Source organism: Acutalibacter sp. JLR.KK004 (genome assembly GCF_036941085.1).
Taxonomy (GTDB): domain Bacteria; phylum Bacillota; class Clostridia; order Oscillospirales; family Acutalibacteraceae; genus Acutalibacter.
In genome coordinates this window covers 216,180-238,388 of sequence record NZ_JAYMNQ010000003.1, presented here as the reverse complement: position 1 = coordinate 238,388, position 22,209 = coordinate 216,180, and the positions used below count along the sequence as shown (strand labels likewise).

Sequence of the window (22,209 nt, the reverse complement as noted above, 5' to 3'; positions counted from 1 at the left end):
AGGGAAGTTTTAGAATCAAATCCTTTTTTAAAAGGATTTGCGGGTGTTTGAGGGCAGCGCCCTCAAGGTCGTAAAAGGAGGAAGCATATGCCATTAAATAAAGACATAAAAAAGGTACTGGTAATCGGATCCGGCCCCATTGTCATCGGGCAGGCGGCGGAATTTGACTATGCGGGCACACAGGCCTGCCGGGCGCTGCGGGAGGACGGCATTGAGATTGTGCTGGTGAACTCCAACCCCGCCACCATTATGACGGACAAGGCTATGGCGGATAAAATCTACATCGAGCCGCTGACCCTGACCACCGTAAAGCGCATTATTAAGAAGGAAAAGCCCGACAGCATCCTTTCCGGCTTTGGCGGGCAGACAGGCCTTACCCTCTCCATGCAGCTTGCCAAGGAGGGCTTTTTGCAGGAGCAGGGCGTGCGCCTGCTGGGGGCAGGGCCTGAAACCATTGACAAGGCCGAGGACAGGCAGCTCTTTAAGGATGCCATGGAGCGAATCGGCCAGCCCTGCGTGCCCTCCAAGGTGGTGACCACTGTGGAGGACGCGGAGGATTTTGCCGGGGAAATCGGCTATCCTGTCATTGTGCGGCCCGCCTTTACCCTGGGCGGCACCGGCGGCGGCATTGTGGAGAACCAGGAGGAGCTGCGGGAGGTTGCGGCAAACGGCCTGGCCCTTTCCCCCATCACCCAGATCCTGGTGGAAAAGAGCATTGCCGGGTGGAAGGAAATTGAGTTTGAAGTCATGCGGGACAGCAAAGGCAACACCATCACCATCTGCTCCATGGAAAACGTGGATCCCGTAGGCGTGCACACCGGGGACTCCATTGTTATTGCCCCCACTGTCACCCTTTCCGACAAGGAATACCAGATGCTGCGCACAGCGGCTTTGGCTATTATCAACGAGCTGGGGGTAGAAGGCGGCTGCAACTGCCAGTTTGCCCTGCACCCAACCAGTTTTGAGTACGCCGTCATTGAAGTGAACCCCCGGGTGAGCCGCTCCTCGGCCCTGGCCTCCAAGGCCACGGGCTATCCCATTGCCAAGGTGGCCACGAAAATTGCCATCGGCTACACCCTGGACGAGATTAAAAACGCCGTCACAGGCGTGACCTATGCGGCCTTTGAGCCTGCCATCGACTATGTGGCGGTGAAGTTCCCCAAGTGGCCCTTTGACAAATTCGTGTATGCCAAGCGGGAGCTGGGCACCCAGATGAAAGCCACCGGCGAGGTGATGAGCATTGCCGACAGCTTTGAGATGGCCCTGATGAAAGCGGTGCGAGGGGCGGAAATCGGCCTGGACACCCTGAACCTGCCGAAGTTTGACGGGGAGTCCCTTGAGAGCCTGTGGCACATCGCCATCCACGCCACAGACGAGCGGCTGTTTGCCATCTATGAACTTTTGAAGCGGGGCGTTTCGGTAGACGAAATCTATGAAAAGACCCTGATGGACAGGTGGTTCCTCCACAAGTTCTTAAACCTGCTCTCTTATGAGCGGGAGCTGCAGAAGGGGCAGCTTACGAAGGAACTGTACGTACAGGGCAAGCAGCTTGGCTATCCGGACGGGGCCATTGCCCGGCTTTCCGGCTGCGAAATAACCTGGGAGCGCAAGCCCACCTTTAAGATGGTGGACACCTGCGCCGGGGAGTTTGCCGCCCACACCCCCTATTTTTACGCCACCTATGACACAGAGGAAAGCGGCGGGGAGGACGAGGCCCAGGAGTTTATCCACCGCCACAAGGACAAGGAAAAAATCATTGTGCTTGGCTCAGGGCCTATCCGCATTGGCCAGGGCATTGAGTTTGACTATGCCAGTGTACACTGCGTGCTGTCTTTGCAGAAGCTGGGCTATGAAGTGGTTATCATCAACAACAACCCCGAAACTGTCTCCACGGACTTCGACACAGGCGACCGCCTCTATTTCGAGCCTTTGTCCCCGGAGGACGTGATGGACATCATCAAAATCGAGAAGCCCATAGGCGTGGTGGTGGCCTTTGGCGGACAGACCGCAATCAAGCTGACAAAGACCCTGGCGGCAAACAACATCCGGATTTTAGGCTCCTCTGCCGACACCATCGACATGGCGGAGGACAGGGAACGCTTCGACGCCCTGCTGGAGCGGGCGGGCATCCGCCGCCCCAAGGGCAGCACCATCATGACGGCAGAGGAAGCTTTAAACGCCGCAAGGCAGCTTGGATACCCGGTGCTCATGCGGCCCTCCTACGTGCTGGGCGGGCAGAACATGATTATCGCCTACTGCGACGAGGACATTGAGGAGTACATGGAGATTATCCTCGCGCACAAGCAGGACAACCCTGTGCTTATCGACAAGTACCTTTCCGGCATGGAGATTGAGGTGGACGCCATCTGCGACGGGGAAAGCATCCTTATCCCCGGCATTATGGAGCACGTGGAGCGCACAGGCATCCATTCCGGCGACAGCATTGCCGTGTATCCGGCCTCTGACATTGACGACGGCATGAGCGCCAAAATTGTGGCCACTACGGAAACCCTGTGCCGGGAGCTTCATGGCATCGGCCTGATAAACCTTCAGTATATCATCATGGACGGGGAGATTTACGTCATCGAGGTAAACCCCCGGGCCTCACGCACAGTGCCCTATATCAGCAAGGTGACAGGGGTGCCCATGTGCGATTTGGCCACCAAGGTGAGCCTGGGCTATAAGCTGAAGGACTTGGGCTTTGGCACCGGGCTTTACAAGCCCTCCCCCTATGTGGCGGTAAAGGTGCCTGTGTTCTCCTTTGAGAAGCTGACCGACGTGGACACCCACCTGGGGCCGGAGATGAAATCCACCGGCGAAGTGCTGGGCCTGGGCAACAGCCTGGAGGAGGCCCTCTATAAGGGGCTTATCGCCTCCGGGCACCAGATGCGCCGGGGCGGCGGCGTGTTTATCACAGTGCGGGATCAGGACAAGCCGGAGATTGGGGAAATTGCCAAGAAGCTTGCGAAAATGGATTTCACCCTCTATGCCACCACCGGCACTGCCATGGTGCTGTTTAAGGCCGGGCTTTCGGTGAAGATTGTGGACAAAATCCATGAGAATTCTTCCGACAACACCATCTCCCTGCTGGAAAGCGGCAAGGTGAATTACGTTATCTCCACCTCTGCCAAAGGCCGCAACCCGGCCCGGGACAGCGTGAAGATCCGGCGCAAGGCCGCCCTTTTGGGCATCCCCTGCCTGACGGCTTTGGACACTGCCAATGCCCTGGCAGACTCCCTCATGAGCCGGTTCACCCCGGAAAACACAGAGATTGTGGACATCAACAACTTAAAGGAAGAGAAACAGAAAATACCCTTTACCAAGATGTCCGCCTGCTCTAACGACTATATTTATATCAACTGCTTTGACAAGGGCAACGAGGTTGCCTCCCCGGAGTTCCTCTCCATTACCCTTTCCGACCGCCACAATGGCGTGGGCGGCGACGGCATTGTGCTGATGTGCCCTTCGGATAAGGCGGACGCCCAGATGCGCCTGTTCAATGTGGACGGCAGCGAGGGCATGATGGGCGGCAACGCCATCCGCTGCGTGGCAAAATACCTCTTTGACAACAAGCTGGCAGAGGGCACGCCTGCCGGGCAGGGCCGCTATACCCTGCACATTGAAACCAGAAGCGGCGTGAAGGAGTGTACGGTCATCACAAAGAACGGTGCCGCCGCCAAGGTGACGGTAGACATGGGCCAGGCAGAGCTTTCCCCGGAGAAGGTGCCTGTGCGGCTGGAAGGGGAGCAGATTGTAAATAAGCCTGTGTCCATTGACGGCAGCGTGTACAACATTACCTGTTGCTCTATGGGCAACCCCCACTGCACGGTATTTGTGCCCTCTGTGGACAAGCTGAACCTCACGAAGCTGGGTCCGCTGTTTGAGTTTGACCCCATGTTCCCCCAGCGGGTGAATGTGGGCTTTGTGGAGGTGATTGACAGCACCACCCTGAAAGCGCGGATCTGGGAGCGGGGCAACGGGGAAACCATGGCCTGCGGCACCGGCACCTGCGCGGCGGTAGTTGCCGCCGCCCTCAACGGATACTGCGAAAAGGGCAAGGACATCCGGGTGATTTTAAAGGGCGGCGAGCTGCATGTGAACTACACAGACGAAAGGGTGCTGATGACAGGGGACACCATCAAGGTATATGACGGCGTGGTAGAGGTCTAAGCAGGGGGAAGCCCCCTGCACCCCCGCAAGACCGCCTCCGGCGGCTTAAGGGATTCCATCCCTTAAGAATCCCACGCTTCGCTTTTCGCGCTCCGGCGTGCGGGGGCTGTACGCCCTGCCCGCGCCGGGGCGCTTGCGTTTTGAAAGATTGGAGGAAGATAGATGGAATACTATAAAAGCAAAGACTTGGTGATAAGCCCTATCCAGCCGGAGGACTGCAAGGCCCTCTCGGACGGATTTGCCGCCCAGGGCTGGGACAAGCCCCAAAGCCAGTATGAGGGCTACCTGCGGGAGCAGCGGGCGGGCGTCCGGCAGGTGCTGGTGGCCCGCTGGCAGGGGGAGGCGGCGGGGTATGTCACCCTGCGGCCAAAGGCCAAAGCAGGCCCCTTTGCGGGGAAGGGCTGGCCGGAGATTGTGGACTTTAACGTGCTGGAGAAGTTTCAGCGCAAGGGCATTGGCTCCCGGCTGATGGACTGCGCCGAGGCAGAAGCCGCGAAAACCAGCCGCATCGTCTGCCTGGGAGTGGGACTGCACAGCGGCTATGGCCCGGCACAGAGGATGTATATCAAGCGCGGCTACCTCTTTGATGGCACAGGCGTGTGGTATCAGGACAAGCACTTGGAGGAAGGCGCCCCCTGCGCAAATGACGACGAGCTGGTGCTGTATCTGAGCAAATACCTGCCAAAGAAAGAGGTGCGGCCCCTTTGCAAGGAAGAACTGGGAGAAGGCCTTTTCCACGATTTCTGCCGCTTCCAGCCTGTGGAGAAAGCGTGGCGGAAAGCGGAGGGACACTGGGAAATACAGGACGTGTGCTATACCGACCGCTGGGGAAGCGGCGAGCCGGAAAGGATAAGCGGCATTTTCCGCAGGCTGCTGGCAGAGGGCGGGCAGGTGTGGGGCGCGTTCTTAGACGGCAGGCTGAAGGGCTTTTGCGCGGTGGAAGGCAGGCTGAAGGGATCCCGGGGGCAATACGCGGACATGGCGGAACTGCAGGTTTCCTATGACTGCCGGGGCCAGCGGCTGGGCCGGGAGCTGTTCCAAAAGGCGGCCCAGTCCGGCCGGGCGCTGGGGGCGGAGAAGCTTTATATATCGGCCCACTCGGCGGCAGGGCCTATGGCGTTTTATAGGGCCATGGGCTGCGTGGAGGCGGAAGAGCCGGATCCCTTCCACGCGGCGGAAGAGCCTTGCGACGTGCAGATGGAATACCGACTCTAAGACAAAATTCCCGTTCCAGTGGGGGCGGGAATTTCTTTGTTGCCAAGGCTTCCCCCTTGGGGTATAATGGAAAAAAAGAAAGGATGTGGGCGGTATGATGAAACTAACTTGGCTGGGGCATTCCTGCTTTAAGGCGGAGTGCGAAGAAGGCTCTGTGGTGCTGGATCCCTTTGAGCCGGGCAGCGTGCCTGGGTGCAGGGACATACAGGAGGAGGCGGATCTGGTGCTGTGCAGCCATGAGCACCACGACCACGGCTATCGGGCCGGGGTGAAGCTGACAGGCAGGGAATGCCCTATACAGGTGACAGGCCTGCAAAGCTTCCATGACGGGGAGCAGGGGGCCAGGCGGGGGCCAAATGTTATCCACATTCTGGAGGGCGGCGGCGTAAAGGCCGCCCACTTTGGAGACATTGGCTGTATGCCAGCCCCAGAGCAGATAGAGGCCCTGCAGGGCTGCGATGTGGTTATGGTGCCTGTAGGCGGCTTTTACACGGTGGGGCCGGAGGAAGCAAAGAAGATTGTGGACGCGGTGGGGCCCCGGGTGGTGATTCCCATGCACTACCGCGGCGATGCCTTCGGCTTCGACGTGCTGGGCACAGTAGACGAGTATCTGGACATCTGCGGGCGGTGGGTGCGCTATGAGGGCGCAAGCATTGAAATCACCCCGGACATGCCCCGGCATACGGCGGTTTTGCAGTACGAATAAGGAGGCGCTATGGGCCGTAAAATTTTGCTGTGCGGCGGCAACGGCGCGGGGAAAACCACTTTAGGCAAAGCGCTTGCGGCCCTGTCCGGCTACACCTTCCGGGATACGGAGGACTATTATTTCCCCCGGCAGGAAGATGGCTATGCCTATGGGAAATCCCGCACAAAGGCCCAGGTGGCGGCGCTGCTGCTTCGGGATCTCAAGCGGTATGAGGATTTTATTTTCACCTCTGTGGTAGCGAACTTTGGGGAGGAAGTGCTCTCCAGGTTTACCCACGCGGTGTTTGTCTATGTGCCCAGGGAAGTGCGCATAGCACGGGTGAAGGACAGATCCTTTGGGAAATTTGGAGACAGGATGCGCCCCGGCGGGGATCTTTTTGAGAAGGAGCAGGGCTTCTTTCAGATGGTGGAGGCCCGCCCCCCGCGCCAGGTGGAGGACTGGCTGGAAACCCTGTCCCTGCCCATCCTCCAGGTGGACGGCCTCTGCCCTCCGGAGGAAAACGCCCGGCGAATACTGGATTTTCTGGGATAAAGCGCCGGCAGAAGCAGGCAGCAAAAAGGGATACTATCATAAGTATCCCTTTTTTGCCGCCCTTTTAGGGTTTATGGTCATGATTGAAAAACCATTAAAATATAGTTGCAAAAGCAACTATTGTTTGTTATACTTATACGTGCGGGGCCTCCCCGCGGAAATACATAAGGAAAGGAACGATTCCGGGCGCAAGGGGCAGAAGCTCTTCCCCTTTTATTAGGCATCCCGGATCGCGCGGCAGCTTTTTATGCGGATGATTTTCCATTACCTGAAGTTTTTTGTGCCCCGGATGAGCCTGGGGCTTGCCATAAAGTTTACCGGCGCCATTATGGATCTGGTGCTGCCCTGGATTCTTTCCTACCTCATCGACGAAGTGGCCCCCACCCGGGACATGGGCCAGGTGCTGCTGTGGGGCGGGGCCATGGTGCTGGCGGCTGTGCTGGCCCTTGTGACGAATATTGTGGCAAACCGCATGGCGGCCTGGGTGGCCCAGCACGCCACCCAACGCATCCGCCACGATCTGTTCCAGCGCATCTCTCTGCTTTCCTGCGCCCAGATAGACCAGTTTTCCATCCCGTCCCTGGAATCCCGGCTGACAAGCGACACCTACCATGTCCACCAGTTCATGGGCATGATGCAGCGCATGGGGGTGCGCGCCCCCATCCTGCTGATAGGCGGGGTGCTTATCACCCTGACCCTGGATCCGGTGCTCACCCTGGTGCTGGTGTGTACCCTGCCCCTTCTGGCTGTGCTGGTGTACACAGTTTCCAAAAAGGGCGTGCCCCTGTACACCCAGCTCCAGCAGGGGATAGACAGCATGGTGCGCACAGTGCGGGAAACCATTTCCGGCATACGGGTGATAAAGGCCCTGTCCAAAACAGAGTATGAGCGGGGGCGCTTTGACGGCATCAACAAAGAGGTGGTGCGCCGGGAGAAAAAGGCGGGCATTGTCATGGGCATCACAAACCCTATGATGAACCTGCTGCTGAACCTGGGGCTGACGGCGGTTATCATCACAGGGGCCTTCCGGGTCAATGCCGGGCTAAGCCAGCCGGGGAAAATTATCGCCTTTCTAAGCTATTTCACCATTATTTTAAACTCCATGATGGCGGTCACCCGGATATTCGTTATGTATTCCCGGGGTTCCGCTTCCGGGGGCCGCATTGCGGAGGTGCTGCACACAGCGCCCGATTTGCCCGTTGTGCCCAGAAAGCCGGAAGAAAGCCCCTACCATGTGGAGTTTGACCATGTGGTTTTCTCTTACGGCAAAAAGGAGGCAACGGTAGAAGATATCTCCTTTGCCTTAAAGCCCGGGGAAACCCTGGGCATCATCGGGGCCACAGGCTGCGGCAAGTCCACCATTATGTCCCTGCTCATGCGGCTGTATGACCCGGATGGGGGGAAAATCTCCATTGGGGGCAGGCAGGTGGATTCCCTGCCGCCAGAGGAGCTGCACACGAAATTCGGCGTGGTGTTCCAAAACGACGTGCTGTTTGCAGACACCATTTATGAAAACATAGATTTTGGCCGGGGGCTTCCCCGGGAGGCCATTGAAAAGGCGGCCCGGTGCGCCCAGGCTTGGGAGTTCATCTCCGCCCTGCCGGAGGGCTTAGGGCATATGCTCACCTCCAAGGGGACGAATTTAAGCGGGGGCCAGCGCCAGCGGGTGCTGGTGGCCAGGGCTTTGGCGGGTTCTCCGGAGATCCTGCTTTTAGACGATTCCTCCTCCGCCCTGGACTATAAGACAGACGCCGCCCTGCGCAAAGCCCTGCGGGAGGAATACACAGGCACCACCACCCTCATCGCGGCCCAGCGTGTCAGCTCCCTGCTCCACGCCGACCACATCCTGGTGCTGGAGGAAGGGAAGGCCATCGGCTATGGCACCCATGCCGAACTGATGGAAAGCTGCCCGGTGTATCAGGAGATTGCCCAGACACAGCTTGGCGCGGCTTAAGACTATAGGGCTTTGCCCCATACCCCACAGCCCCTTTTAAAAAAGGGGTTGACCCTAGGGCTTGTTTGAAAAATCGTAAACACCGTCTTTTTGCCCCAAACGGGACGCATGTATGCGCCTGCGGTTCTCTGTGTTGGAAATCCTCGAAATACGACAGTATTTCTTGACTTGCTGGTTCCTGTGAAAGCCCGTGTGCTCGGGTAATTAGTTTTCGAATCAAAACCTTTTTTAAAAGGTTTTGCAGGGGTTTGGGGATGGGATCCCCAAGGTCTTAGCCCGGCAGGAAAGGAGTGAGGGCCATGCCCATGCGGATGCCAAAAGGGCCTATTGAAAAGCCCAAAGACAGGAAAAAGGTGCTTTTGCGGCTGGGAGGATACATATACGCCCACAAGTGGCTGGCGCTGGGGGCCATCGGGCTGACGGCGGCCAGCAACCTGCTGGCGCTTTTAGGCCCTATGCTCTCAGGCAAGGCCATAGACGCCATCGGCTTGGTGCCCGGCGGCACGGACTTCCCGGCAGTCTTTACATACTGCGGGCTGATGGCTGTGTTTTACGCGGCCTCCTCCGGGCTTTCTTACGGGCTTTCCGTTTTGATGATCCAGTTGAGCCAGAAGATTGTGGAGCAGATGCGCAGGCAGGTGTTTGACCGTCTTACCACTCTGCCCGTATCCTATTTTGACAGCCACCAGACCGGGGACATTGTCAGCCGCATTTCCTATGACATCGACACAGTGAATGCCTCTTTGTCAAATGATCTGCTCCAGATAGCCGCCAGCGCCATTACGGTGCTTGGCTCCCTCATTATGATGATTGTCATCTCCCCGGTGCTGGTGCTGGTGTTTGCCGTCACCATCCCCATGTCCATCCTGTTCACCCGGTATATGACCTGGAAGGTGCGGCCCCTGTTTCACAAGCGCTCTGTCATGCTGGGAGAGCTGAACGGCTATGTGGAGGAAGTGATCACCGGGCAGAAAACCACCAAGGCCTACCACCAGGAGGAAACCATGACAGGCCGTTTTGACCAGCGGAACAAGAACGCGGTGGACGCTTACTACAACGCTGACTATTACGGCGGCATGACAGGCCCTTCTGTGAACTTCATCAACAACCTGTCCTTAGCCTTTATCAGCGTGTTCGGGGCCATCCTCTTCATTATGGGGAAGCTGACCATTGGCCCCCTTTCCTCCTTTGTGCTGTATTCCCGGAAGTTCTCCGGGCCGATTAACGAAATGGCGAACATTGTCAGCGAGCTGCAGTCCGCCTGCGCGGCGGCAGAGCGGGTGTTCCGCCTTATTGACGAGGAGCCGGAGCCTGCCGATGCCCCGAATGCCCTGCCCGCCCTCCATGTCCAGGGGGACGTGGCCATGAAGCACGTGAAATTCGGCTACAGCCCGGAGAAAACCATCATCCACGACCTGAGCCTCCACGCGCCCCCCGGCGCCCTTATCGCCATTGTCGGCCCTACAGGGGCCGGGAAAACCACCCTGATAAACCTTTTGATGCGGTTTTACGATCCGGACAGCGGGCACATAGAGCTGGACAGCCGGGAGATACGGGACATCACCCGGGAGAGCCTGCGGGGGGCTTATGCCATGGTGCTCCAGGACACCTGGCTTTTCACAGGCACCATCTTTGAAAACCTGGCCTATGGCAAAAAGGATGCCGGCCGGGAGGAGGTGGAGGCAGCCGCCAGGGCCGCCCATATCCACCGGTATATTATGGGCCTGCCCCAGGACTACGACACCCTTCTGGATGAAAACGGCATGAACATCTCCCAGGGCCAGAAGCAGCTTCTCACCATTGCCCGGGCCATGCTGCTAGACGCGAAAATGCTCATCCTGGACGAGGCCACCTCCAACGTGGACACCCGCACAGAGCGGCGGATACAGGCCGCCATGCGGGAGTTGATGAAAGACCGCACCTGCTTTGTCATTGCCCACAGGCTTTCCACCATCCAGAATGCCGACTGCATCCTGGTGGTGCGGGATGGGGACATTGTGGAGCAGGGCACCCATGGGGAGCTGATGGCAAAGGCCGGCTTCTACGCAGGGCTTTATAACTCCCAGTTTTTATAGCCCGGCAAAGGCAGGGGGCTGCCTATTATAAAAATTTGACAAACAGCCTTTGGTATGCCATCATATACCCAAAGGCTGTTTCTTTATGAAAGGAGGTGCTCCTATGACCAGAAAAAAGAAAATCCTTTTGTGGTGCATTGTGGTACTGGCGCTCCTTTTCTGCCTTGCCCCGGAAAGGCGGCTTTATAAGGATGGGGGCACAGTGGAATACCGGGCGCTGCTGTACCGGGTGACCCGGTGGCACGCCATGGTGAAGGTATCCGGCAATGTGGAAACCACGCTGGAGGGGCTGGAGGTGCGGATTCTGGGCGTCCCGGTTTACGATGGGCGGCATCTTGTGGAAACCCGCTATTGCGGCTAGCCGCTGCCCCCCAACCGCTGCCCTGCCCGCCGCCGCGTCTGGCTGCGCCAGACGGCCCCGGGCCAAGCCCCGGGCGGTCCGGCTTTGCCGGACCCGGCGGCGGGCAAAACCAAACTGCCTTATCCCTGGTTAAACAGCCAATTACACAGAAAGAAGGTTTTCCTTATGAAACTGAAAGCGCCTGTAAAAGGCATCTTTTTCGATTTAGGCTGGACGCTTCTGGCCCCTGTGTCGGGAAGCTGGATGTTTTCCCCCTTTGCCCGGCAGTATTTCCCAGAGGACATAATGGCCTCCCTGCCCCGGGAGCGGGTGCGGGCCGCCATGGAGAGAGGCCAGGAATACCTGAACACCCATCACTTGATGTCCACCATACAGGAGGAATACCAGGCCTTTAAAACGTATTTTACCATCCTCGCAAAGGATCTGCCGGAGCTGGGGTTAAGCGAAGGGGACATCAAAGCTGTGGCAGAAGAAAAAGCCTATAAGCAGGTAGACAACTTCTATCTGTTTGATGACACGCTGGAAACCCTGAACGCTTTAAAGGGCAGCTATAAGCTGGGGATTATTTCCGACACCTGGCCCTCCATAGAGCCAGCCCTGGAGCACTTCGGCCTTACCCCGTATTTCGACTGCGCCACCTTCAGCTACACCCTGGGGGTGTATAAGCCCGCCCCACGCATGTATAAGGACGCCCTTTCCAAAATGGGCCTGCCCCCTGCCCAGACCATCTTTATCGACGACTTCACCGGGAACCTGGAAGGGGCCAGGGAAGCAGGCATCCAGCCGGTGCTGATACAGGCAAAGCCCGGGGCGGAGGACAGGGAGGATATGGCGAAAATCAAGCGGATTGGAGAGCTGCTGTCCATCCTGCCCTAAAGGCGCTGACTGGAGAAAACCACAAAAAATCTCCAAAAAGGGGAAATCATAGTAGAAAGAGGCACAAAAAGAAAAAAATCCTGTCCCGCTCCTAACCAAACAGCCGGGGTCGCCGTCTAATGCATGTACAAAAAACGGGCAGCCCTTTTCCCCTGAAGGAGTGATAGGATTTGCAAAGCAGAAAGCACACACGAGGCAGAACCGCCGCCAGCCCTTTACGGCGCATTCGTTTTTTCACTATATTAGGCCTGCTTATCCCCCTTTCTCTGATAAGCGTGCTGATTTGGGCCATGGCCCAAATCCAGCCAGGCCCGTCTCCCTCCGGCGCCGCCCCCGCTTTTCCCAGGGACACCCCCAGCCTTATTCTGGCGGGCGAGGGGCAGGAAGCCTCCTGGCAGCTTCGCCTGGTAAACTCCACCCATCCCCTGCCTGGGGACTGGGATCCGGATCTTTCTGTCATCGATCCCATTACAGGGGAAAAGTTTGACAGCCGGGCCTTAGAATACCTGCGGGCCATGCTGGACGCCATGGAACGAGAGGGGCTGCAGCCCCTGGTGTGCTCGGGATACCGCTCCTATGAATCCCAGGAAGCCATCTTCCAGCAGAATGTGGAAACAGCCCTTTGCCAGGGCTATACCCAGGAGGAAGCCGAGGAGCAGGCCGCCCTGTGGGTGATGCCTCCCGGGTGCAGCGAGCACCAGTCCGGGCTGGCGGCGGATATTGTCTCAGCGGAGAACCAGAACCTGGACGAAACCCAGGAGGATACGCCAGAGCAGGCATGGCTTCACGCCCACTGCCAGGAATACGGTTTCATTCTCCGCTATCCCCAGGACAAAACTGAGCTTACCGGCGTAAATTACGAGCCATGGCATTACCGGTATGTGGGGGAAGAAGCCGCCCGGGATATCATGTCCCAGGGTCTCTGCCTGGAAGAATACGCTGCGCCTCCGACAGCCTAAGAACCTTTTTTGCAAAAAAGGTTCTTAGGAATCTCCAAAAAACTTCAAGCCATACTGAGGTGCCAGGGAACCCGCAGCCAAGGCGGCCCGGTTCTGTTCCTTTCCCGCGCTACTTCCCGCGTTTGTCTTTGGGAATCACCTTGCATTTGCCGCCAGGCCGGGCTGTCATAATGAACACCTCTGAAAGCTCCAGCCCCGCGCACCTTGCCTGCTCCCTTGCCCAGGCAGGGGTTTTCCCCACCAGCTCCAGGGAGTGGCTGGAAAGGCAGCCGTCGCTGACCACCACCACTTCCAGGGAGGCGGAATCCACCTTCACTCCGGCCTGTTTGGGGGTGAGGCTGTCGTTGGCCGCCTTTTTCAAGAGGCTCATGGCGCCGTTTGTCTCCACAATGGCATACTCCACGTCCTCCAGGGAGAAGCACCCGCTCTGGCGCAGTTCCTCAAACAGATCCTCCGTGCTCATACGGAGCCGGCGCAATTCCCCCTGGAGCACACGTCCCTTTTCGATGACTACAATGGGCTTGCCGCACACTGCCTGCCGGAAGCTTCCGCTTTTCAGCATCAGCAGGGACACCACGATTTCGCACAGCACCAGCGCTGCCATGGGAATAAGCCCGTTCCATAAAGGATCGCCCTGCTGCTGGATAGGCATCACCGCCAGCTCGGAAATCAGGAGGGTAACCACCAGTTCGGAATTCTGAAGCTGGCTCACCTGCCGCTTGCCCATAATCCGCACGCTGAGCAGGATGGCCCCATACATGATAAATGTACGCAGTAAGGATGTCAGCATAAAAAATCGCCATAGGATACAGCGTTCGCGCAAAGCGGGCCACCCGCCTTTTGCGCCCGGTATCATTCCTTTCTTCCCGTTATGTGACTATAGTATCCCAAGAAACGCCCAGTTTATGGGCGTTTCTTTCTGCATATTTTTGCTTTTTCCGGCGAATACTAGCCGTATAAAAGGGGGGCGCAGCATGGAAAGGGTATCGGCAAAGCTGGAGGAAAACAAAACATATCTGCAGGGCCAGTTTCAAAAATCCATGGACTTCATGCTCCGGGAGCTGGAGCTTTCCGGCACCGGGGCGGCGCTGTTTGCCCTGGACGGCCTGGTAAGCAAGCAGACCATCACCCTGAGCATTTTAAACCCCCTGATGGGCGCGCCTGTTATGCCCGGGGATGGGGAAATGAAGCTGAAATTTATTGAAAAGAACGTTTTAGGCTCTGTGGAACAGAAACGGGAAACCCAGATGGAGCAGGTGCTGCTGCTTTTGATGAGCGGCTTTGCGGTTCTGTGCATAGACGGCTGCGGGGAAGCGCTGGTATTTGGCGTGCAGGGCTTTGAAAGCCGGGGGCCGGAGGAGCCGCAGAACGAGGTGATGCAGCGGGGGGCCAAGGACGGTTTTACAGAAAGCTATCAGGCCAACATGGCCATGATACGCCGCAGGATGAAAACCACGTCCCTGAAGTTTGAGAAGGCCCAGGCAGGGAACCAGAGCCACACTCCCCTGGCTATCTGCTATCTGGAGGGCATCGCCTCGCCCCAGGTGGTGGAAAAGGTGAAAAAACGGCTGAAAGAGTGCGATTTGCAAACCGCCCTGGGGGCGGGATACCTGGCGGGCTTTTTAGAGCGGGGCGGGAGCGTTTTCACCGGGGTGGGCATGAGCGAGCGCCCCGACGTGGTGTGCGGGAAAATAGAGGAGGGCCGGGTGGCTGTCCTGGTGGAGGGCACTCCCAGCGTGCTGCTGGTTCCCTTCCTGTTTGTGGAAAATTTCCAAACCCTGGACGACTACCTCACCCGGCCCTTTTACGGCACCTTTATCCGCTGGCTGAAATACCTGGCCTTTTTCCTCAGCGCCTTCCTGCCCGGGCTGTACGTGGCGATTACCACCCACCACCCGGAACTGCTGCCGGAAAGCCTGCTTTTGAAAATCGCGGAGGCTGAAGCCCAAACACCTTTCCCGGTTATGGCGGAAACCTTGCTTTTATACTTCCTCTACGAAGTTTTGCGGGAGGCGGGCCTGCGGGCGCCCCGATCCCTTTCCGCCACTGTGAGCATTGTAGGGGGCCTGGTGGTGGGAGACACAGCGGTGTCGGCGGGGCTTGTCAGCGCCCCTTCCCTGCTGGTGGTGGCCCTCACCGCCATAGCGGGCTATGCGGTGCCCCGGCTTTACGAGCCTTTGGCCCTTTTACGGCTGGCCTTCCTGCTGGCGGGGAACTTTTTAGGGGTGTGGGGCGTGATGCTGGGGCTGGCGCTGCTGCTTTTGAACCTGTGCGGCTCGGAAAGCTTCGGGGTGCCCCTGCTGTCCCCGGTTGCGCCCTACAGCGGAAGCCTGGCCTTCCGGGACGTGTTCGCCCGGGCAGGCTGGCAGAAGCTTTCCCGCCGGGACGCCAAGGTGCAGGACATGCCCGGCAGCCGGGAAACAGGGCAATAAGGACTATCATTATATTATCCGGAAATGTATGGATACCGGGCCTGCAAGGCCGCTTACACCCCACAGCGGGGGCGGGTAAAGGTTTTGGGGATTCTTAAGGGGTATTTTCCTCAAAAATACCCCTTAAGCCCCCTGGCAGAAGGAGGAAACAGGATGGCAGAGCGGAAAATCAGCGCGGCGCAGTTTTTCATCAGCATGTTCGTGTCCCGGGTGGTGGTGACCATTGCGCTGAACGCCCAGTATACCGGGGGGGAAAATATGCTGGACAGCATGGTGTCTTATGTGCTTGCCATGGCCCTGGGGTTTATCATTGCCCTGCCTGTGTGGGGCCTGCACAGACGCAGGCCGGGGCTGGATGTCAGCCGGGCAGCGGTACTGGATATGGGCTTTGCGGGAAAAGCCGTGCCCCTCCTCTATTTTGCCTATTTTGTGGTGATAAACGGCGCGTCTCTGGCGCTGTTCCAGCTTTTTCTCATGGACATCATAAACCCCGCCTTTTCCGCCGCCCTGGTGACGGCGGTGCTTGCCGGGGCCGCCCTTTACGGGGCCTTGAAAGGCATTGAAACCATTGCCCGGTGCGCCACCTGCGTGTTCGTGGTGCTGCTGTTGGGCTGCGGGCTGGTGTTCGGCATTGTGGCCTGGCGGTTCTCCCCGGAAAACCTGGAGCCGCTTTTCTATAACGGCTTTTCCCAAACCTATGCGGGTGTGCTGCTCTTTATCGCCCGCACCTCCATCTTCGCGGATATGGCCATGCTCCTGCCCATGGTGAAGGGGAAAAAGGGGCTGGGCTTTGCCTGCTGGGCAGGGGGGACGGCGGTGTTTGTGTGCCTGCTCCTGTTCCTGGTGGTGGGGTGCCTGGGGCGGTACGCATACACCCAGAATTTCCCGGTGTATGCCCTGGCCTCCATCACCCAGGTGCGATCCATGCAGCGGCTGGACGCGGTTTTCACCGGCGTGTGGATGATGGGGCTGGTGGTGAAGCTGGCCTTTGACATGTACTGCTGCCGGCTGTGCGCCGCTGCCCTGCAAAAGGAACCGGGAGAGGCAAAAAGCGGGGCCTGGCTTTCCGCCGCGCTGATGCTGGGCCTGGCCCTGTGGGCCGCTATGTCCCCCCTGGCCCAAAGGTTTCTGCTGGACACGAGGATCCTTTTCCTGTGTACAGCGGCGGCAGGCTTTGCCATCCCCCTGCTGGTGCTGGCGGCGGACTTACTTTCCCGGCGGGGAGAAAAACAGACAAAAAAGGCCCCGTAAGGGGCGCTGACAGGAGGTATGGGAATGGCTCTATGGAAAAAAGCTTTGGCCCTGGCGCTTGTGGCGGCGCTGATGCTCTCCATGCAGGGCTGCGGATACCGGGAGCTGTATGAGCGCCTGCTGATACATGGCATCGGCGTGGACGCTGTGGAGGACGGCTTTTTGGTGACAGTGCGCTCCTCTGTGTCCCCCGAGGACGAGGGGGAGGAGTGCTTCACCAGCACCGGGAAATCTGTGCTGGAAGCCCTGACAAACCTCTCCCTTTCCACAGGCCGGGAGCCTTTCTATTCCCACAACTACCTGGTGGTGTTTGGGGAAACCTGCGCCCGGCAGGGCCTGGATAGCTGCCTGGATTTTTTCATCCGCTACTACAACACCCGCCCTGCGGTGCAGGTATATCTGGCAGAGGGGAGCGCGGGGGAAGTCCTCTCCTTTGAAAAGGACGGGAAGCTTTTACGGATGTCGGAGCTGCAGGAGCTGGGAAAAAGCGGGCAGCTTAACGGCAAAGCCGTGGGGGCACAGCTTCTGGACTTTGTAAACGGGGTGAAGCGGGAAGGATCTTCCGCTGTGCTGCCGGTGCTGCGGGCAGGAAAAGAGGGGGTGGAGATTGCCTCTACAGCCTATTTCACCGGCTATAAGCAGGCAGGCGCCCTGTCCCTTTCCCAAACACGGGGGTATCTGGCGGCCAAAAACCTGCTGGAAAAAGGGGAAGCTGTGGTGCAGGGCAGCTTCGGGGCGGCAACCCTGTCCCTTTCCCAGTCTAAAGGAAAGATAGATGCCCGGATAGACGGGGACGGCCCGGTGTTCACCATTTCCGTAGAGGCGCAGGCAGATATCAGCGCCGTTTCCGGCGGGCGCAGCCGGCTGGGGGCCGGGGAGTATGCCCAGATAGAGAAAGAGGCCGCCGCCCTGCTGGAAGGGGAGGTACTCTCTGCCCTGGAGCAGAGCGTGCAGGAGGATAACTGCGACATCTTTGGCTTTGGAAACCTGCTGTACCGACAGTATCCCGCTTACTGGCGCACCGCCAGCGCCGGGTGGCACGAGGAAATGGCAGCGTGCCGCTACGAGGTGCGCACCTCTGTCCAGGTGCTGCGGCTGGAAGGATAGGGCGTGCCTAAAATCCGGTTTTTCCCGCCTTGCCAGGCGGCCAAAACAAACCGGAAAGCTGGTTACAATCCGGTTACAAACCGCAGGTTTTTACCTCCAAATTACCACAATTCACAATTTATTCATGATTCTTTTCAGACAAAAAGCGCCCTGCATACAGGGCGCTTTTACTGTTTAAGGAAGTGCTGATTAAATCTTGTGCGCATATCGCGCCGCCAGATTTGCCGTCAAGATGTGTGCAAAGCCGTTAAGCGCGATTTAATCAATGGTCCCCTAAATCCCATTCAGCCAGTATTTCCTGTCCAGCGTCCGGTACTGCACCGCCTCTGCCGCGTGGGCGCTGCCGATGACATCGCAGTTGTCCAAATCGGCAATGGTGCGGGAAACCTTCAGCACCCGGTCGTAGGTGCGGGCAGAGAAGCCGAATTTTTCAAAGGCCCGGCGGAGCAGGCGGCCCGCCTCCTCGGTGGTGGGGCAGGCTTCCCGCAGCAGGTTCGGCGGCAGTTGGCCGTTACAGGTGAAGCCCTTGCCCTCATAGCGCTCTGTCTGGCGCTTTCTGGCAGCGTTTACCCTGGCCCGCACCTGGGCAGAGCTTTCCTCCTCCCCGGCAGAGGAAAGGGCCTCAAATTCTACGGGCATCACCTCTACATGGAGATCCATCCTGTCCAGAAGCGGCCCGGAAATCCGCCCCAGATACCGGTCTACTGCCCGGGGCGAACAGGTGCAGGGCCGGGTGGGATGGCCAAAATACCCGCAGGGGCAGGGGTTCATGGCGGCCACCAGCATAAAACGGCAGGGATAGCTGGCGTTGCCCCCCACCCGGGAGATTGTAACCACCCCGTCCTCCATAGGCTGGCGCAGCACTTCCATGGCGCTTTTGGAAAACTCGGGGAATTCGTCTAAAAACAGCACGCCCGCCTAACTCTGCATGAGATACCAATTAGCAAAACGCCTGTGGCAGCACCGAGCCGGGGACTTTACCCCCCCCCCCCCCCCCCCTCGTTTTCACATGACATAGGCAATTTTGTTGACCCCAACTACACCGCGTTTCATCACCTTGATGCTTATTGTGCTGTATTCAACCTTGCCTATAGAGACACGCTCTAAAGATACCCTTGGGATTTCACAACGCGCAATATCCTTTTCCTTAATTTTGATAACATCTAAGCCTATGTACTCCAGAATATCGGGCGGCAATTCGTAATTCTGGTCAACAAGCCCGAAACAGGTGAAGCCGGAATCCGCGCAGAAGGATAAAAACACCTTTTCGCCTACCTCAAGTGTGACGCTCGCTGCAACACTGCCAAGGAAGCTCCCTAACAGATAACCGACCACGGGGATTACTGGCTGGAGAGCAAGCCCTCCACCGATAGCCGCAGCGGAAACTATGACTTCTTTGGTCAATGCGTAGCCCATCTGTCCAGGAGTGCTTTTCCCGCAGGCAACATTAAAGCTGTATTTCATGGCATCCATAACTATGACAGTTATTGCACCAATTACTGTGCTATCAGCACCCATGAATGCTTTGCCAAGTTTTCCCGCTTGGCAGGCGATGGTCAAGCCAGATGAAACGGAGCCTCGGATAAACCCTGTTGCGGAAGCCGATATAGCTGTCCAGCCAGACCGCTTAAGCTGGGCAATATCTATCTCGCCATTTTTTATCAGGTAGTCAATGGCTTTGAATATCTCAGGAGCCATTTGAAGGACAAACGTAATGACGGCAGACGTATAACCTGCTTTAAGGGCCTGCTTAAAAATGTACTCTCTGGTAATCAAATCTAAGCTGATTCCAAAATTTGCAGCATCAAAGTCCTCTTCTTTTGCCAGGGCAGCAATAGCCTCGGATTCATCCTTCGTCAAAGGAATGGACTCCGTGCCATCACTGGCTTTGATCCTGTCACTTAGCCTTTCGAGGGTTTCTTTATAGTTCTGGTAGACAGCAGCACGATTCGGTCCTTCTTTGCCAAGTTCCTCATTCATTTTCCGGGTGAGGTAGGCAATCGCATCATCCATTTGATCTGAAGGAATGATGCGACCTTGCCCATAATAGACGGATTTGAGTAACTCTTGAGTCTCATTGGGGTAGCCGTATCGTGCGATGTACTCCTCAAAAGTCATCGGGCTTCCAGCTCTGGGTTTGCTTAAGTACTCATGATAGGCTTCGATCACATTTTTGGCCTGCATTGCGGCTGAACCCTTAGAGCCCTTCCCGCTGCCATAATATTTCAGACTAAAGGGGACCTTTGATCCGTCAGCCGCATGAAGGGTAACATCAACAGAAGCGTGACCGTTATCGCCCTCCCTAACGGCTTTAGCTACAGAATCTCGCAAAGCGGCATTTATGTTAAAGGTTCCGCTATGCCATGCCTCGGCTATGAATCCTTTTAGTTGTTCTGCCGCTTGATTGTTTGTTGAGAAAGCGTTAATCTCATCGTTTAGGGCTTGGATGGCATCTTCTACTCGTCCAACGTATGCAGCTCCGGCATCGGCACCCACTGCGGCTCCCCCATACTTAGAATAGAAATCCCAGCCCTCTTTCACCGCTTCAGTAACAACCATGGCTTATCCCTTCAAAAATTGGTCGAGGTGGTTGTAGTACAGCTCATTCATGCCAAGCATCAGCATTTGCTGGCGAACGATTTTCCCATCATCAAACCCGTCTTTTATCAAGCTGGCAGCGAAAGCTGGCCAGACAAAAGGCAAGAAAGCGGTCGCTAATCCCTTCCCCACGGTTCGTTTATTTAACCCCAGCTTCTTTTCCTTCTTGGTCACCCCATTTTTAACTTTAGTGCGTAATTCAGCCAAGAATTTCTCGTAGTTCTCTTTCTTCTTTAGGGCTTTTTCATCAATCGTCAAAAGAGCCTGAGAACCCGCCCAACCGTAGATGATGCCATATTTGTCATACTTAATGTCCATTATAGGCGACAACTGGTCACTACCCTTAATATCATCAATGAGCAAGACCTTAGACTTTATCGTTCCCGCCTCCTTATTTTGAATCCAGACTTTCTCGGTCCACGGCACGATTTCGACACTACCATCTTCGACACCGACAATCCTATCTTCATGGTCATCATCGGTTTCCAATAGCTTGCGAAGCTGGTTGATTGCCATTTCATCCCTGTTCTTGTAAACGACAATAAGTGTTTGCATAGCTTCTTTTCTCCTTCCAATCTATGATGTCAGTGCATATATGAGAGAATGTGTACTATGGTTAGACAATAGTCAGCTAATTATAGCACAACCTATCATAAAAAGTCAAAACTTCTGAGGCCGTGGAAACGGCTTTTTTTCTTTTGTGGAAGGCCCCCTTCCCTTCCGTCAAGTATAATAAACAGGCGCATTTTTGCGCCCCTACGCATCGGTTTATATGCGGGGAGGGAGGTGATTGAATGAAAGGGAAAAAGAAGGGGAAGACCGCAGGGCCGTCCAAGCAGGAGCGAAAGGACGCAGTACGCAAAAAGGTCCAGGAGGCGTTCTCTGGCGAGGTGAAGGTCGAAATCATACCAGCGACTTATGATCTTGAGCCGGAGGTGCCAAGGGTGCTGCGTGTGGCTGCTTACTGCCGCGTCAGCACCGACCAGGCCAGCCAGACCGGGAGCTACGAGTTGCAGGTGCAGTATTATGAGAATTACATCCAAAACCACCCCGGCTGGGAGTATGTAGGCACTTTTGCAGACGAGGGCATTTCTGGTACGAGTGTCGCCAAGAGGAAACAGTTCAAGGAGATGATCGAGGCTTGCAAGGAGGGAAGAATCGACCTCATCATCACGAAGGACATCCGCCGCTTTGCGAGGAACACCCTCGATTGCCTGTCCTACATCCGGCAGCTTAAGAAACTCGACCCGCCAGTTGGAATCCTCTTTGAGGACGAGCATCTGAACACACTGGATAGGGGCATTGACGCCATGCTTGCCCTGTTGAGCAGCGTTGCACAGGGTGAGTCGGAAAACAAGTCGGAGGCCATCAAATGGTCGTACAAGAGGCGTTTTGCCAAAGGCATGACGCTTGCTCCGACCTGGGCCTTGCTCGGCTATGACACCGATGAGAAAGGGAATATGTTCATTGTGCCGGACGAGGCTGATACCGTGAGATTCATCTACGCCAACTACCTTGACGGGGTATCGGTGAAAGAAATCGCCGCTATGCTGACCGCCGCCCAGGTGCCGACCGTGAAGGGCCTTGAGGTGTGGCCAGTAGGGAGCGTTTACAACATCCTCCGAAATGAAAAATACTGTGGGGATGTTATCAATCAGAAGACCGTCACCCCAGATTTCCTCGACCATAAGGTGGTCAAGAACCGGGGCCAGGAGCGGAAGTACATCGTCCGCGACCACCACCCCGCCATCATCGAGCGGAGCGATTGGGACAAGGTGCAAGCCATGCTCTCTGACCGCAGCCGCAGGCGCGGGCGGACGAGGAAGGACAAGCCCATCGAGCGGCTGGCAATCACCACTATCAAGCGGGGACGTTTGAAGGGCTTTGTCGTCCTTGACCCCCACTGGAGCCGAAAGGACTGGACGAAGGTCCTGTCCGCACTGAACATTCAAAGCGAAGAAAAGGAGAATTGAT

At 56.9% G+C, this 22,209-nt stretch carries 17 protein-coding genes; 13 read left to right on the top strand and 4 right to left on the bottom strand.

What is annotated here, in order from left to right:
- Window positions 1-87: 87 nt before the first annotated feature.
- The 9 genes from carB to VSQ30_RS18875 all read left to right on the top strand — a co-directional run bounded on the left by carB (window position 88) and on the right by VSQ30_RS18875 (window position 12,847).
- Entirely contained in the window at window positions 88-4,170 is a 4,083-nt protein-coding gene (gene carB / locus VSQ30_RS18915; RefSeq protein ID WP_334466520.1) for a carbamoyl-phosphate synthase large subunit, read from the top strand.
- Between the two features lie 162 nt (window positions 4,171-4,332).
- A complete protein-coding gene (locus VSQ30_RS18910) occupies window positions 4,333-5,385 on the top strand; it encodes a GNAT family N-acetyltransferase (RefSeq protein ID WP_334466515.1) in 1,053 nt (350 codons plus the stop codon).
- Between the two features lie 94 nt (window positions 5,386-5,479).
- Entirely contained in the window at window positions 5,480-6,091 is a 612-nt protein-coding gene (locus VSQ30_RS18905; RefSeq protein WP_334466512.1) for an MBL fold metallo-hydrolase, read from the top strand.
- Window positions 6,092-6,100: 9 nt separating this feature from the next.
- Complete coding sequence (locus VSQ30_RS18900) at window positions 6,101-6,622, top strand: AAA family ATPase (protein WP_334466509.1); 522 nt, start codon at window positions 6,101-6,103, stop codon at window positions 6,620-6,622.
- 247 nt (window positions 6,623-6,869) lie between these two features.
- The gene (locus VSQ30_RS18895; RefSeq protein ID WP_334466507.1) at window positions 6,870-8,576 is read left to right on the top strand and encodes an ABC transporter ATP-binding protein; all 1,707 of its coding nucleotides are present in this window, start codon (window positions 6,870-6,872) and stop codon (window positions 8,574-8,576) included.
- Window positions 8,577-8,875: 299 nt separating this feature from the next.
- Entirely contained in the window at window positions 8,876-10,651 is a 1,776-nt protein-coding gene (locus VSQ30_RS18890; protein ID WP_334466506.1) for an ABC transporter ATP-binding protein, read from the top strand.
- Between the two features lie 103 nt (window positions 10,652-10,754).
- Window positions 10,755-11,012 carry a hypothetical protein gene (locus VSQ30_RS18885; protein WP_334466504.1) on the top strand — a complete coding sequence of 86 codons (258 nt, stop codon included), beginning with the start codon at window positions 10,755-10,757 and terminating at the stop codon, window positions 11,010-11,012.
- 165 nt (window positions 11,013-11,177) lie between these two features.
- The gene (locus tag VSQ30_RS18880) at window positions 11,178-11,888 is read left to right on the top strand and encodes an HAD family hydrolase (protein ID WP_334466501.1); all 711 of its coding nucleotides are present in this window, start codon (window positions 11,178-11,180) and stop codon (window positions 11,886-11,888) included.
- Window positions 11,889-12,178: 290 nt separating this feature from the next.
- On the top strand, window positions 12,179-12,847 hold the full coding sequence (locus VSQ30_RS18875; RefSeq protein WP_502876332.1) for a M15 family metallopeptidase: 669 nt from the start codon (window positions 12,179-12,181) through the stop codon (window positions 12,845-12,847).
- Between the two features lie 109 nt (window positions 12,848-12,956).
- Here VSQ30_RS18875 and VSQ30_RS18870 read toward each other — a convergent pair whose 3' ends face one another.
- On the bottom strand, window positions 12,957-13,637 hold the full coding sequence (locus tag VSQ30_RS18870; protein WP_160642142.1) for a DUF421 domain-containing protein: 681 nt from the start codon (window positions 13,635-13,637) through the stop codon (window positions 12,957-12,959).
- Window positions 13,638-13,821: 184 nt separating this feature from the next.
- On the opposite strand from VSQ30_RS18870, the gene VSQ30_RS18865 reads away from it, so the two are divergent.
- From VSQ30_RS18865 to VSQ30_RS18855, 3 genes are all read left to right on the top strand, one after another.
- On the top strand, window positions 13,822-15,279 hold the full coding sequence (locus VSQ30_RS18865; RefSeq protein ID WP_334466496.1) for a spore germination protein: 1,458 nt from the start codon (window positions 13,822-13,824) through the stop codon (window positions 15,277-15,279).
- A gap of 153 nt (window positions 15,280-15,432) precedes the next feature.
- Window positions 15,433-16,530, top strand: coding sequence for a GerAB/ArcD/ProY family transporter (locus VSQ30_RS18860; RefSeq protein ID WP_334466494.1), 1,098 nt, complete (start codon window positions 15,433-15,435; stop codon window positions 16,528-16,530).
- Between the two features lie 24 nt (window positions 16,531-16,554).
- On the top strand, window positions 16,555-17,637 hold the full coding sequence (locus VSQ30_RS18855) for a Ger(x)C family spore germination protein (RefSeq protein WP_334466492.1): 1,083 nt from the start codon (window positions 16,555-16,557) through the stop codon (window positions 17,635-17,637).
- A 273-nt stretch (window positions 17,638-17,910) separates the two neighbouring features.
- On the opposite strand, the gene VSQ30_RS18850 is transcribed toward VSQ30_RS18855, so the two are convergent.
- The 3 genes from VSQ30_RS18850 to VSQ30_RS18840 all read right to left on the bottom strand — a co-directional run bounded on the left by VSQ30_RS18850 (window position 17,911) and on the right by VSQ30_RS18840 (window position 20,790).
- Complete coding sequence (locus tag VSQ30_RS18850; protein WP_334466489.1) at window positions 17,911-18,549, bottom strand: ATP-binding protein; 639 nt, start codon at window positions 18,547-18,549, stop codon at window positions 17,911-17,913.
- Window positions 18,550-18,642: 93 nt separating this feature from the next.
- A complete protein-coding gene (locus VSQ30_RS18845) occupies window positions 18,643-20,196 on the bottom strand; it encodes a hypothetical protein (RefSeq protein WP_334466486.1) in 1,554 nt (517 codons plus the stop codon).
- A gap of 3 nt (window positions 20,197-20,199) precedes the next feature.
- Window positions 20,200-20,790 (bottom strand): hypothetical protein, encoded by a 591-nt coding sequence (locus VSQ30_RS18840; protein WP_334466484.1) that lies wholly within the window; start codon window positions 20,788-20,790, stop codon window positions 20,200-20,202.
- Between the two features lie 239 nt (window positions 20,791-21,029).
- Here VSQ30_RS18840 and VSQ30_RS18835 point away from each other — a divergent pair, with 239 nt between their 5' ends.
- Window positions 21,030-22,208: a recombinase family protein gene (locus tag VSQ30_RS18835; protein WP_334466482.1), complete on the top strand. Its 1,179-nt coding sequence runs from the start codon at window positions 21,030-21,032 to the stop codon at window positions 22,206-22,208.
- The last annotated feature ends 1 nt before the right edge of the window (window position 22,209 follow it).

What these genes read in the sequence shown, in the direction of transcription:
- carB (WP_334466520.1), top strand. Translation starts at nt 88, where the DNA reads ATGCCATTAAATAAAGACATAAAAAAGGTACTGGTAATCGGATCCGGC.
- VSQ30_RS18910 (WP_334466515.1), top strand. Translation starts at nt 4,333, where the DNA reads ATGGAATACTATAAAAGCAAAGACTTGGTGATAAGCCCTATCCAGCCG.
- VSQ30_RS18905 (WP_334466512.1), top strand. Translation starts at nt 5,480, where the DNA reads ATGATGAAACTAACTTGGCTGGGGCATTCCTGCTTTAAGGCGGAGTGC.
- VSQ30_RS18900 (WP_334466509.1), top strand. Translation starts at nt 6,101, where the DNA reads ATGGGCCGTAAAATTTTGCTGTGCGGCGGCAACGGCGCGGGGAAAACC.
- VSQ30_RS18895 (WP_334466507.1), top strand. Translation starts at nt 6,870, where the DNA reads ATGCGGATGATTTTCCATTACCTGAAGTTTTTTGTGCCCCGGATGAGC.
- VSQ30_RS18890 (WP_334466506.1), top strand. Translation starts at nt 8,876, where the DNA reads ATGCCCATGCGGATGCCAAAAGGGCCTATTGAAAAGCCCAAAGACAGG.
- VSQ30_RS18885 (WP_334466504.1), top strand. Translation starts at nt 10,755, where the DNA reads ATGACCAGAAAAAAGAAAATCCTTTTGTGGTGCATTGTGGTACTGGCG.
- VSQ30_RS18880 (WP_334466501.1), top strand. Translation starts at nt 11,178, where the DNA reads ATGAAACTGAAAGCGCCTGTAAAAGGCATCTTTTTCGATTTAGGCTGG.
- VSQ30_RS18875 (WP_502876332.1), top strand. Translation starts at nt 12,179, where the DNA reads ATGGCCCAAATCCAGCCAGGCCCGTCTCCCTCCGGCGCCGCCCCCGCT.
- VSQ30_RS18870 (WP_160642142.1), bottom strand. Translation starts at nt 13,637, where the DNA reads ATGCTGACATCCTTACTGCGTACATTTATCATGTATGGGGCCATCCTG.
- VSQ30_RS18865 (WP_334466496.1), top strand. Translation starts at nt 13,822, where the DNA reads ATGGAAAGGGTATCGGCAAAGCTGGAGGAAAACAAAACATATCTGCAG.
- VSQ30_RS18860 (WP_334466494.1), top strand. Translation starts at nt 15,433, where the DNA reads ATGGCAGAGCGGAAAATCAGCGCGGCGCAGTTTTTCATCAGCATGTTC.
- VSQ30_RS18855 (WP_334466492.1), top strand. Translation starts at nt 16,555, where the DNA reads ATGGCTCTATGGAAAAAAGCTTTGGCCCTGGCGCTTGTGGCGGCGCTG.
- VSQ30_RS18845 (WP_334466486.1), bottom strand. Translation starts at nt 20,196, where the DNA reads ATGGTTGTTACTGAAGCGGTGAAAGAGGGCTGGGATTTCTATTCTAAG.
- VSQ30_RS18840 (WP_334466484.1), bottom strand. Translation starts at nt 20,790, where the DNA reads ATGCAAACACTTATTGTCGTTTACAAGAACAGGGATGAAATGGCAATC.
- VSQ30_RS18835 (WP_334466482.1), top strand. Translation starts at nt 21,030, where the DNA reads ATGAAAGGGAAAAAGAAGGGGAAGACCGCAGGGCCGTCCAAGCAGGAG.